This is a genomic window from Clostridium sp. CTA-17, assembly GCF_054767895.1.
The window spans coordinates 192,384-205,126 of record NZ_BAAABF010000004.1; the positions used below are offsets into that span (position 1 = coordinate 192,384).

At 29.5% G+C, this 12,743-nt stretch carries 14 protein-coding genes; 1 reads left to right on the forward strand and 13 read right to left on the reverse strand.

Annotation, left to right across the window (positions count from 1 at the left end):
- Positions 1–27 precede the first annotated feature (27 nt).
- Complete coding sequence (locus ACYUCG_RS09000) at positions 28–792, reverse strand: helix-hairpin-helix domain-containing protein (protein WP_460268467.1); 765 nt, start codon at positions 790–792, stop codon at positions 28–30.
- Positions 793–987: 195 nt separating this feature from the next.
- Between ACYUCG_RS09000 and ACYUCG_RS09005 the strand changes: the two genes are divergently transcribed.
- The gene (locus ACYUCG_RS09005) at positions 988–2,322 is read left to right on the forward strand and encodes a D-alanyl-D-alanine carboxypeptidase family protein (RefSeq protein ID WP_283704775.1); all 1,335 of its coding nucleotides are present in this window, start codon (positions 988–990) and stop codon (positions 2,320–2,322) included.
- Positions 2,323–2,353: 31 nt separating this feature from the next.
- Here the strand turns inward: ACYUCG_RS09005 and ACYUCG_RS09010 are convergent, their stop codons facing one another.
- From ACYUCG_RS09010 to ACYUCG_RS09065, 12 genes are all read right to left on the reverse strand, one after another.
- On the reverse strand, positions 2,354–3,250 hold the full coding sequence (locus ACYUCG_RS09010) for an RluA family pseudouridine synthase (RefSeq protein WP_240298722.1): 897 nt from the start codon (positions 3,248–3,250) through the stop codon (positions 2,354–2,356).
- Positions 3,247–4,560 (reverse strand): LCP family protein, encoded by a 1,314-nt coding sequence (locus ACYUCG_RS09015; RefSeq protein WP_265886117.1) that lies wholly within the window; start codon positions 4,558–4,560, stop codon positions 3,247–3,249. Before ACYUCG_RS09015 ends, ACYUCG_RS09010 begins: the two co-directional genes overlap by 4 nt.
- A gap of 22 nt (positions 4,561–4,582) precedes the next feature.
- Positions 4,583–5,152, reverse strand: a complete 570-nt coding sequence (yqeK, locus tag ACYUCG_RS09020; RefSeq protein ID WP_221365053.1) for a bis(5'-nucleosyl)-tetraphosphatase (symmetrical) YqeK — start codon at positions 5,150–5,152, stop codon at positions 4,583–4,585.
- Between the two features lie 2 nt (positions 5,153–5,154).
- Positions 5,155–5,763 carry a nicotinate-nucleotide adenylyltransferase gene (nadD, locus tag ACYUCG_RS09025; protein WP_003453701.1) on the reverse strand — a complete coding sequence of 203 codons (609 nt, stop codon included), beginning with the start codon at positions 5,761–5,763 and terminating at the stop codon, positions 5,155–5,157.
- 1 nt (position 5,764) lies between these two features.
- Positions 5,765–6,067, reverse strand: a complete 303-nt coding sequence (yhbY, locus tag ACYUCG_RS09030; RefSeq protein WP_003453740.1) for a ribosome assembly RNA-binding protein YhbY — start codon at positions 6,065–6,067, stop codon at positions 5,765–5,767.
- Between the two features lie 17 nt (positions 6,068–6,084).
- On the reverse strand, positions 6,085–7,371 hold the full coding sequence (gene obgE / locus ACYUCG_RS09035; RefSeq protein ID WP_003454769.1) for a GTPase ObgE: 1,287 nt from the start codon (positions 7,369–7,371) through the stop codon (positions 6,085–6,087).
- Between the two features lie 166 nt (positions 7,372–7,537).
- Positions 7,538–7,840: a 50S ribosomal protein L27 gene (gene rpmA, locus ACYUCG_RS09040; RefSeq protein ID WP_003454907.1), complete on the reverse strand. Its 303-nt coding sequence runs from the start codon at positions 7,838–7,840 to the stop codon at positions 7,538–7,540.
- A 3-nt stretch (positions 7,841–7,843) separates the two neighbouring features.
- Entirely contained in the window at positions 7,844–8,215 is a 372-nt protein-coding gene (locus ACYUCG_RS09045; protein ID WP_011592937.1) for a ribosomal-processing cysteine protease Prp, read from the reverse strand.
- Positions 8,216–8,224: 9 nt separating this feature from the next.
- On the reverse strand, positions 8,225–8,536 hold the full coding sequence (gene rplU / locus ACYUCG_RS09050; protein WP_003452389.1) for a 50S ribosomal protein L21: 312 nt from the start codon (positions 8,534–8,536) through the stop codon (positions 8,225–8,227).
- Positions 8,537–8,661: 125 nt separating this feature from the next.
- On the reverse strand, positions 8,662–10,104 hold the full coding sequence (locus ACYUCG_RS09055; protein ID WP_460268468.1) for an Rne/Rng family ribonuclease: 1,443 nt from the start codon (positions 10,102–10,104) through the stop codon (positions 8,662–8,664).
- Positions 10,105–10,120: 16 nt separating this feature from the next.
- A complete protein-coding gene (locus ACYUCG_RS09060) occupies positions 10,121–10,822 on the reverse strand; it encodes a TIGR03936 family radical SAM-associated protein (protein WP_283704780.1) in 702 nt (233 codons plus the stop codon).
- Entirely contained in the window at positions 10,806–12,659 is a 1,854-nt protein-coding gene (locus tag ACYUCG_RS09065) for a TIGR03960 family B12-binding radical SAM protein (RefSeq protein ID WP_003473328.1), read from the reverse strand. Before ACYUCG_RS09065 ends, ACYUCG_RS09060 begins: the two co-directional genes overlap by 17 nt.
- Between the last annotated feature and the right edge of the window lie 84 nt (positions 12,660–12,743).

Sequence of the window (12,743 nt, forward strand, 5' to 3'; positions counted from 1 at the left end):
CTAAATAATAATATTCATTATATCATATTACTTTATAGAAATTTTATCTTTTATCTTCTCTAATGTTTTTTCTCCTATACCACTTACATTTGTAATATCATCAACACTTTTAAATCCGCCAATTTCATCTCTATAATCTATTATGGCCTGTGCTTTACTTTCTCCTATTCCATTTAAGGTCATAAGTGTTTCTTTAGAGGCAGTATTTATATTTATAACTGAACTTTCATTTTTCTCACCTTTTTCACCAGGTAAATTAGCAGGAATACTATTAGCAACTTCAGTATTTAAACTTTCATTTAAATTTGCCTCTTCACTTTCAACATCATTTATATTTTTAATTACTATACATTGTCCGTCACTTAAATATAAAGCTCTATTTATATCACTTAAATCTGCTTCATCAGTTGGTCCCCCTGCTTCTTCTATAAGTTCATAAATTCTACTTCCATTTTTTAATTCATAGACATTAGGCTTTTTTACCTCGCCCTTAATCTCTACAACTATTTTTTCTTCACCTAAGCTAGTTTCTTTTTCTTCTTTTTCACTTTCTATATGACTATCTTTTTCTAATTTGCTATTATTACTCTCTTCTTTCTTTAAACTTGATTCTTTCTCATTAAAATCTTCTAATTCATTATTCTCTTCTGATTCTTCAGAATTTAAAAATAGTTTTTCCATATCACTATCACTTATTTTTTTATCATTTGTCTTTGAGTAACCAATAAATAAAAACCCAATAGCTATTATAGCAATTATTAAACTACCTATAATTTTTTCTTTTTTCTTCATGACTCCTCCATATTATATAAATTCTTAGAAAATTATTAAAAAACAAAATTTCAAATCAATAAATTCTCATATTTCTTTAATATTATTGACATTTTTTCTTCTTTTGAGTACCAAATTAATACAAATTTATAGAAAATATACTCTATTATTGTTATAATAATTATTGCAATTAAAATTAAAAATTTTGGAGGCTCTATGAGTATAAAGTTTAAGAATTTAAAAATAAAACTTAATTTTATAATATCTATGGCTTTTATCTTCTCTTTAATTTTAAGTACTAATGTATTTGCTGAAAGTAATGTACCAGAAATTAAAGGTGAAGGAATGGTTCTTATGGATGGAACTACTGGAGAGGTATTAGCTGAAAAAAATGCTAATGAAAAACTTGCTCCTGCATCTACTACTAAAACTATGACAGCTTTACTTACAGTAGAAAAAGCTAAACTAAATGATGTTGTTACTATAGGAAAGAATCCTCCTTTAGCTGAAGGAACCCGTGTTGGTCTTCAAGAAGGAGATAAATATACAGTAGAAGAATTGCTTAATGCATTATTAATACAATCAGCTAATGATGCCGCTGTAGCCTTAGCAGAACATATTTCTGGTTCTGAAGGAGAATTTGCAAAACTTATGAATGAGCGTGCAGTAGAATTAGGTGCTAAAAATACTCACTTTGTTAATGCTAGTGGACTTTTTGAGGATGATCATATGACTACTCCTTATGATCTTGCTCTAATAATGAATGCTGCTTCAAAAAATCCATTAATCGCTGAAATTACAGAAAAAACTGCTTATGAAATGCCTAAAAGCGTTGTAAGTGGAGAACCTATATGGGCAAATAATAATAATCAACTTATTCACTCAACAAGCCCATATTATAATAAAGATATTTTTTGTAACAAAACAGGATATACAACTAAATCAAGACATACATTTACTTGTGCAGCAAAAAAAGGAGATAGAAAATTAATCCTTACTCTATTAGGTTACGACACTAAGGATCAATACTATGAAGATACAAAAAATCTTTTAGACTATGGTTTTAATAATTTTTCTTTAGTTAAATTATATTCTAAAGATGATGTTGTAAAAGAATATTACATTGATGATAAGAACACCTTATCTTTAGTAGTTCCTGAAGATATTTATAAAACATTTAAGAACTCTGAAATAGAAAACTTATCTACAGATGAAATAAAGAAAAATTTAAACATAGACTTTTCGGTAAAAGCAAATAAACCTATATCTAGGGGTATGGATATATTAAAGGATACTGATTCTTTTACTGGAACACTTATGATTGGAAATACTCCTTATAAAACCTTAAATCTTTTAAATAGTAATGATATAACTTATACAAGTTTTGAAAAACTTATGTTTAAGTTAAAGAGTTTTAGTGGATTTTACATAGCTTTAGGTGTTATAGGTTTAATATTTTTAATAATCTTAATACTATTTATGATTAGGCTTATATCAACTATAAAAAGAATAAGAAATAGAAAAAAACGTAATTCATATTTCTACAATTAAAAAACAAGTAGTTTTAAGCTATAGCTTAAAACTACTTGTTTTTTAATTTATTTATTAACTCTTTCATATCCTCTGGAAGATCTGCCCTTAAGCTTAAAGGCTTCTTTGTCTTTGGACTATAAAAATCTAATCCATAAGCATGTAAGGCCTGTCTTGATATAAAATCTTCATCCTCTGTTCCATATAAAGAATCTCCAAATATAGGATGACCTAAACTGCTTAGATGCACTCTTATCTGATGTGTTCTCCCAGTTTCTAATAAACATTCAACTAAATCGGCACCATTATAACTTTCTATAACATTATAATGAGTTATACTCTCTTGCCCTCTTTCATCTACAACCCTTTTTATAGTATCCTCTGCTGGTCTATAAATTGGTCTATTGATAGTTCCTTCTTTTTCTTCTAAATTTCCATGAACTATAGCTAAATATCTTTTTTGAAATTTATCAGTTTTCATTTCATTAGATAAAACCATATGAGCATATTGATTTTTACCTATGATTATAAGTCCTGAAGTATTCATATCTAATCTACTAACTAGTCTAACTATACAATCTTGATTACTCTCTTTAAAGTAATATAATATACCATTAGCTAAAGTTCCATTAGGATGGCTTCTTGTAGGATGTACAACCATAAAAGGCTTCTTATTTAAGACTAATATGTCACTATCCTCATAAACTATTTCTAAATCCATTTTTTCTGGTTCAATATTTTGAGATTCCTTTTTTGAAAGCTCAATTTTTATCTCTTCACCAGTTTTAACAACATAGTTCATCTTTACAGCAACACCATCTACCTTAATTCTCTTGTCTATAGCTGCACTTCTTATTAATCTTGAAGATAATCCTAACTCTTCTTTTAAAAACTCTCTTATTTTTCTTTTATCATACTCTTTAGTTATTTTACTTTCTAAAATACTCATTTCATCTCTCCGAAATTTTTAAAGTCTTTTCCTAGTAATATTACTACATCATAAGTTCCATTTCCATCATACTTAGATGAAATTCCCTTTTTAATACTCTCTATCTTTAAATCATTTTCCATAAAAGCTCTAGAACTTTCATCCTTTATCAAAATCTCTGATTTTTCTCTTGGATCTCCATTTCCAACATCAACTTTATCATATCCGTTTTCATTTAATTGTTTTTGTACATTTGCAGCTAAGCCATTTATTTTTGTACAATTTAAAACTTTTATGGATAAATCTCCCCTAGCAGCACTAGGAATAACATTTTTTCTTCCACTTAAATTACTACTGTTTAATTGACTCTTTAATTCTTTAGTAGCCTTTTCATCTGGAATATAATAAGAAACATTTCCAACATATTTACCTTCTCCAGGTAAAGTCATCATTTTTATATTATTCTTATCAGCTTCTAATCCTTTAAGTCCATATGCAACAGTAACATCTAAAGGAATATTAGTTTCTATATTTTTATTTAAAATTTCTGCTATACTATCTATCTTTGTTATGGTAGATACTGATAAAACCTTGTCTATTACAGCATTCATAAACTTTTGTTGATTTTTTATTCTATCAACATCCCCATTAGCTAATCCTGTACCATCATTATTTTTTCTCCATCTAAAAAACTCTTCAGCTTTTTTACCATCTAAGTGTACAGTCTCCCCCTTGTTGAAATGTATGTGTAAATCCTGCCCTGGATCGTCATAGTTCATATCCTGTTCTATATACATGTCAATTCCACCAATGGCATCTATTATGCCTCTAAAGCCTTCATAATCGACTTTAACAACATAATCAACCTTAACGCCTAATATATTTCCAACAAGCTGTTTAACAAGCTTTTCTCCCCCAATTGGGTAAGCAGCATTTATTTTTTGAGACTTTCCTCCAATTTTAACTCTAGTATCCCTAGGTATAGATATTAACTTAGCCTCTTTTGTTATAGGGTCAAAGTTAGCTAAAATTATAGTATCTGTTCTTTTAGCATCTTTATTTGACACATCACTTGTATCACCAATATCCATTCCTAATAAGAGTACATTAATTGGCTCTTCAACCTTTATTACATCCTGTTTTACGTCTTTAACTATATTAAAAACTTCCCCTAAAAAACTGCCATATTTAAAATAAAAATATCCAAAAATACTTATAAAAAAAATAAGAATAAAAGCTAAAGCACCTAAAATTATTCTTTTTACCAAGCTTTTTTTATTGATATTTTTCTTATCTTGTCTTTTTTCAAATCTATTTTCTTCATTCCCCATATAACCCTCTCCAATTATTTGATTATTTTTCTTGCATTATTAAGAAATTTCTTGCTTCTATAGTTAAGGGATGTATTAAATTCCCTTGCTTTATTACAAATAAAATTGTATTTTCTAATCCTTTTAATACTCCCTTATCTAAATCTTCTCTTGTTATTTCTCTTAATTCTTCAACACCTGGGAAATCTCTACCTGGCTCAATATAGTCAGCTATATATATTATTTTTTCTAGAGTACTCATATCTTTCTTGGCTAAAGTATGGTATTTCACAGCATCTAAAACCATTTCATCCTCTATTCCAAATTTTTCTTTAGCTACTATGGCACCAACAAATCCATGTAAAACTTGAGGTGATTTTAAGGTTATTTCATCTAGTTCATAACCATGCTCTTCTAATATTTTTACTTGTTCATCTACAGGAATATATTTTGCTACATCATGAATTAATGCAGCTAATTCTGCCTTTTGTATATCTTCTCCATTTATTTTAGCAAGTTCTTTAGCAGTTTCAACAACCCCTAAAGTATGTGAGTATCTACTTCCCTTAATAGTCTCTTTAACATAATGATTTATTTCCTCTAATGACCACATAGTTACTCTCTCCTATACAAATTATATTTATCTATTATATCCACTACACCTGGCGGTAAAAAGAATTTAACTTCTAGAGAATCATGAACTCTTTCTCTTATAAGAGTAGAACTTATCTCTATATTAAGTAAATCTAAATATACTATATTAGTACAATATTCTCTATCAAACTCTTCTTTCCTCTTTAATAAATCATTTTTATCAAATCCAGGTCTATTAAAAACCACTAAATTACTAAATTTAAAAATTTCATTTATATTTTTCCATGAATTTAGGTTTATAAGACAATCTGCTCCGGTTATGAAATAGAGCTCTACTTCTTTAAAACTTTCATGTAAATATCTTAAAGTTTCATAAGTAAAGCTCAATCCTTTTTTCTCTATTTCATAGTTATTTATGGAAAAAAAGCTATATGGCTCTATAGCTTTTTTAACCATTTCATATCTAATTATTTCATCAGTTATATCTTTCCACTTCTTATGAGGTGGATTGCCTGCTGGCATGAATATAACTTCATCTAGTTCTAATATTTTATAGGCTTCATAAGCTATATAAATATGGCCTATGTGTATTGGGTCAAAAGTTCCACCAAATACTCCTATTTTTTTCATATTACTTCCCTTTTTTAGGTAATTCTATCTTAGGATTATTTTTTGATGCTCTGTAAAGAACTATTTTGTTTCCTATAGATTGAACCCCTTCACATCCTAATCTTTCACAGATGAAATTTGAAGCTTCTCTTGTCTCTAATCCACTATTTTCAAGAACATTTATTTTTAAAATCTCTCTTGCTTCTAAAGCATCATCAACTTGCTTTAAAAAGTTATCTTCTATTCCGTTTTTACCTATTTGAAATATAGGAGTTAATTTAGCACCTAATCCTCTTAAATATGCTCTTTGTTTTGTTGTTATCATTATTTATCCTCCATTAATTATAGTAAGTATTCAAACTCAAAGTCGTTTAATCTTACCATATCTCCATCTTCTATTCCCATTTCTCTTAACTCATGGAATATTCCTTTATTATTAAGAACCTTATGGAAATATCTTAATGAATCAGGATCATTTACATTAACAGCTAATAATAATCTGTCTACAAATGAACCTTCTACTACATAAACCTTTAATCCATCTTCTTCTATTGGATTTATAGTATATGTAAACTTCTTATCCTCTGGAATGAATCTTTCATCTTCTGGGATTTCTAAGTCAGTAACAGGAATATCTTTAAGCATTCTAGCTGCTTCTTTTATTACTTCCTCTACTCCTTGTGAAGTAGCTGCTGACATTTTAAACACCTTATCAAATCCCATTTTATTAACTTCAGCTTTGAAGTTTTCAAAAATTTCTTCATCAAATAACATATCGCATTTATTTGCTACTACTATTTGAGGTCTATCCCAAAGTTTAACACTGTAGTTCTTTAATTCTTCGTTAATTCTCTTGAAGTCTTCAACTGCGTCTCTTCCTTCAACTCCTGAAATATCAACAACATGTATTAAAAGTCTTGTTCTTTCTATATGTCTTAAGAAGTCTAATCCAAGACCTACACCCTCTGAAGCTCCTTCTATAATACCTGGTACGTCTGCCATAACAAATGGCTCTATTCCTGGTACAGCAACAACTCCTAAATTAGGTTTTAAAGTTGTGAAGTGATAGTTAGCTATCTTTGGTTTAGCTTTAGTTACTACTGAAAGTAATGTTGATTTACCAACGTTAGGGAATCCTAAAAGACCTACGTCTGCTAATAGTTTTAATTCTAAAGCAACCCATCTTTCTTCCCCTGGCATTCCTGGCTCAGCAAAAGTTGGCGCCTGTCTTGTAGGTGTACAGAACTTACAATTTCCCTTACCACCTTTTCCTCCTCTACAGATTGTATATGTATCATCTCTATGAGAAAGGTCTGCCATTACCTTATTAGTTTCAACATCTCTTATTATAGTTCCCATTGGAACCTTTATTGTTAAATTTTCACCATCTCTTCCGTAACATTTAGAACCTTGACCGTCTTGTCCTCTACCTGCTACGAATTTTCTCTTATATTTGAAATCTAAAAGAGTTGTCATTCCTGGATCTACTACAAAAGTAACATCTCCACCTTTTCCACCATCTCCACCATCTGGTCCACCAAGTGGAACGTATTTTTCTCTTCTAAAAGAAACAGAACCATGACCACCATCTCCAGATTTCACAAATATCTTGGCCGTATCTATAAACATGTTTTCTCACCTTGCTTTCTCTATAAAATGTTCCTTTTTAGTATATTATAACCTTACTTTAATATAAAAACACAGCTTTTTTAATGCTATGTTCTCATATGGTTAATTTTTTTATTATTAATCAAAAAGCACCCTAAGTAAGGGTGCTTTTATAAAACTAAATATATTATTCAGCTATAACTTCTTCTACGTTTACTGGGTAAACAGAAGCTTTTTTCTTGTCTCTTCCAAGTCTTTCGTATTTAACAACACCATCGATCTTAGCGAATAAAGTATCGTCTCCACCTTTACCTACGTTAGCACCTGGATGAATCTTTGTTCCTCTTTGTCTTACTAAGATGTTTCCAGCAAGAACGAATTGTCCATCTGCACATTTAACACCAAGTCTTTTAGCTTCAGAATCTCTACCGTTCTTTGAGCTACCAACCCCTTTTTTATGTGCAAATAATTGAAGGTTCATTTTTAACATAGTCTACACCTCCTCTTTTATTATCTCTATATATTTACAACGCGTTTTCTTTCCTAAACTGCTATCCAGCCCTAGGACTAGACTCGCTAAGCTCATTTCAAAAGTTTTAAGTAAAACTTGAGCTTCAACTATTTCTTCATGAGTAAACCCATTTAGATCTAGTTTTAAATATCCATCACTCATTTCATAGTTTACATTAAGTTTTAAAACCTCATCTAAACCAATGATTGCACTTTGAGATAATACTGATACGGAATTACATATCATATCGTACGCCTCTCCAGCTAGAATAGCATCTCTGCATTCCATTGCGTGTCCTTTAATAGTGAAGGAAATTATGTTATCTTCTTTTGATTGAAATTTAACTCTAATCATATCAGAAAATTAAGCTTCGATCTTTTCGATAACGATCTTAGTGTAAGGTTGTCTGTGACCATTTTTTCTTCTGTAGTCTTTCTTTCTTTTGTATTTGAATACAACAACTTTCTTAGCTTTTCCTTGAGCTAATACTTTTGCTACAACCTTAGCACCCTCAACTACTGGTGCACCAACTTTGATTTCTCCGTCTTTAGCGACTGCAAGAACTTCTGTTAATTCAACTGTTGAGTCAACTTCAGCGTTAAGTTTTTCAACGAATAATACGTCTCCTTCTTGAACTCTGTATTGTTTTCCTCCTGTAGTTAATACTGCGTACATTAAAACACCTCCTCATAACGGTCTCGCCACTTAAGGTAAACTAATTAAAGTTATTTTTAAAACCTATTCGTGAGCGGTTTACAAAAGCCATTCTATCATAGCTAAAGCCTTTTGTAAAGCTAAATTTAATATTTTTCGATATTCTTCACCAAATACTCTTTTACGCTTTCTATTTGATTTTTAAAGATCAATGGTTCTACTTTATAAAAGTCTTTAGATTCTTGAAAATTCAAGTAAATATTTAAATCTAATGCTCCAATTTCTTTTAAAAACTCAAAAATATTTCCTCTAATATCTTTTTCATAAATAGAGTTTATTTCTATATGGAAATCTTTTATCTTTCCTTCTCCATTTTTCTTCAAAATCTCATTTCTTAAAAGAAGATTTATATAAGATAACTTTAATCTCTTTCCATGACCATTACATGCTGAACAATTTTCTTCTATATATTCATAAATACTTTTTCCTTTTCTATATCTTGTTATCTGTACCAATCCAAGTTCTGTAAAAGGAAAAATTTTAGCTCTTTGACTATCACTTTTAAATTCATCTTTTAATATCTCTAATATTTTCTTCTTGTTTTCCTGTGAATACATATCTATAAAATCAACTAGTATTATTCCACCTAAATTTCTAATTTTAATTTGTCTGGCAATTTCTATTGCAGCATTTTTATTAGTTTCATAGGCAGTTTTTTCTTTATTTTTATGATTTGTATTCTTACCTGAATTAACATCTATAACATACATAGCCTCTGTTTTTTCTATAACTATGTCTCCACCACAATTTAAATTAACTCTATTATTTCTAAGGCTAAGAATTTCTTTTTCAATACCATAATAATCAAAAAGACTTCTAGCATCATCATAAAGAATTACTTTTAAATATTCAGAATTAGAAATACTATCTTTTATTCTTTCGTAATCTTCTATAGAATCAACAATTATTGAAGAAGTATAAGCATCAATGTCATCTCTAATTATCTTATTAATAAGGTCTCCTTTACCCAATAATCTTTTTGGATTTAAGGAAAATTTACCTTCTCTGATAACCTCTTTATAGTTTCTATATAGTTCTTCTATTTCATCTTGAATCTCATGAATACTAGCTGATTGAGCTTTTGTCCTAACAGTAACCCCTAATTCACTTGGTTTTATCAATGATTTTTCAAGTTCTTTTTTTAATTCTAGATCTTCTATCTTTCTTGAAATTGAAATATCATTTCTTGAAGTCTCTAAAACACAATATCTTCCTGCTAAAGATATTTTTGAAGTAACTTTTGCCCCTTTACTTCCAAATTGATCTTTTAATACTTCAACAATTATTCCATCTCCTTGTTTTAGATCTTTTTCATCCTCTCCAAGTATCATATAGGCCTGTTTACTATACCCAATATCTATAAAGGCACTCTTTATTCCTGGAACTACTCTTTTCACTATGCCTTTATATATCTCTCCTTGAACAGGTTCTAGACTCTCTTCTTCTATATAGCACTCACTTAAAAGATTATTTTTCTTTATAGCAACCCTTAATAAATTTTCTCTTCTTTCTACGTATATATCTCTCATGAATTCACTTCCTAATTTAGATGTATTTATATAGAGGAACTAATGTATCCCCTTTGTATGCATACATCTCAACTCTTTTTATTTCTACGAAAGCTTCTTCATTAACATTTGATGTATTTTCTTTTATAACATTTGCTAAAAGATCCGCTGAAAGATTTTCTCTACTTCCACAGCTTATAGTTGTATTTACAATTAAATAATTGTCCTTAGTCCAACATTTAAAATCTTTTATAAATGGTTTTATATCCGCTTCTTTTTCGCCTTTTTTAGTTCTTTTTATTGTAATTATTTCTTTTTTAGCTATTAAAGCATTAACTTCTTCTTCAGCCTTAGAAATATCATTATATCTTATTTTTATTGTATAATTTGCAGCATCTAAAAGAGCCATAGCTGCTGGTAATCTCTTAACATTGTGTATAACTGGACTCTTTGAAACTTCTAAAAATCTAATACCATTTGCTGAGAATTCATTTAACTTTTCTTTTACTGCCTCTTCATTCATATCTTCAGTTAAATTTAAGTCTAGATAATCTCCCTCAGAATATACCCCAACTGATAAAGGTTGTGCTATTGCTAAGGCCATATGAGGGTTAAATCCTTTTGAATATTCAACTGGAAGTTCAGCTCTTCTTACTATTCTTTGAATTGTTCTCATTAAATCTAAGTGAGAAACAAATTTTATATCTGCATCTTTAGTAAATTTAATTAAGTATCGCACCTTCAAAACACTCCCCATCTTTAAAGTTTACATTTACTCCACAACCTGTACATCCTTTTCTACAGTTTTGAGTAGGTTCACCAGTTTTAGCTTTTTCATTTTCTCTTTCAAGATATTTTCTTGTTACTCCAATATCTATGAAATCCCATGGTAAAATCTCATCGTAGCTTCTTTGTCTGTAAACATAGAAATCTCCATCTACATTACACTCAGCTAAAGCTTCTTGCCATAATTCAAAGTCAAAATACTCTGACCATCCGTCGAATTTAGCACCTTTTTCATAAGCTTTTATTAATACATCACAAAGTTTTCTATCTCCTCTAGCTAAAACTGCTTCCATATATGATGTTTTTTGCTCATGATAGTTGTAAACTATGCTTCTTGATTTTATAGCACCTTTAACAGCATTGATTTTTTCAGTTACAATGTCCATTTTTTCCATTGGTGCCCATTGGAATGGTGTAAATGGTTTTGGTACAAGAATAGAAGTACTTACAGTAATTCTAAGTCCTTTATTTCTTATATGTTTAGGTACAGCAAAGTATTGATCAGCTATTTTTTCAGCTAATAATCCTATTTCTGCAGCATCCTCAACTGTTTCATAAGGAACTCCAAGTATAAAGTATAATTTTATTGTACTCCATCCTGATTCAAAAGCATTTTTAGCTGCTTCTAATATTCTTTCCTCTGTTAATCCTTTATTTATAACATCTCTCATTCTTTGAGAACCAGCCTCTGGTGCAAAAGTTAAACCAGTTTTTCTAACCTTTTGAATTTCTTTTAATAGATCAACTGAGAAAGCATCTACTCTTATTGATGGTAAGGCAACACTTACATTATTCTTTCCGTGCTCTTCTATAAGATCTTTTACTAATCCTTGAATATCAGAATAATCACAAGTACTTAGTGAAACTAATGAAACCTCATCATATCCTGTAGCTTTAAGCATTTTTCTAGCTTGATCTAATAAAGTTTTTCTGCTCTTTTCTCTAACTGGTCTGTATATCATTCCAGCTTGACAGAATCTACATCCATTAGTACATCCTCTAAATAATTCTAAAACAACTCTATCATGAACTATTTCACTATAAGGTACTATTAAACTTTCTGGGAAATCAACTTGGTCAAAGTTATTTATGATTCTCTTTTTAACCTTTTTAGGTACATCATCGTACTTAGGTATAAATTCTTTTATTGTTCCGTCTTCGTTGTATGTAACATCATATAATGATGGAATATAAACACTTGGAATATGACTAGCTTCTCTTAAATAAGCTTCCTTGTTAAAGTTATCTTTATGTTTTTGATAAAGATCTAAAAGATCATTTAATCCTTCTTCACCTTCACCTAATTGGAATATGTCAACTATATCATATAAAGGCTCTGGATTATATGCACAAGGTCCACCAGCTATTACTAAAGGATCCTTCTCTGTTCTTTCTGATGCTCTAAGTGGAATTCCACCCATGTTTAGCATATTTAATATATTTGTATAACTCATTTCGTATTGAAGAGTAAATGCTAAAAAGTTGAATTCATTTATAGGATCTTTAGTTTCTAAAGCGTATAAAGGAATATTATTTTCTCTCATAAGCTTTTCCATGTCTGGCCATGGAGCATATACTCTTTCACAATATGTATCTTTTCTTTGATTTAAAACATGATATAAAATTCTTGATCCTAAGTGAGACATCCCTACTTCATAAACATCTGGGAAGCAAAATCCAAATCTTATATCAACTTCTTTTGGGTCTTTTATCACTTCATTAAGTTCTCCACCTACGTATCTAGATGGCTTCTCAACTCTATATAAAATATCATCAGTTATTCTTACCATTTAGTTTCCTCCTACATTTTTATAAAATATTAAAGCTAATATCTATAATAAAAAGAGAAGTATACCTCTTTATACTTCTCTCAT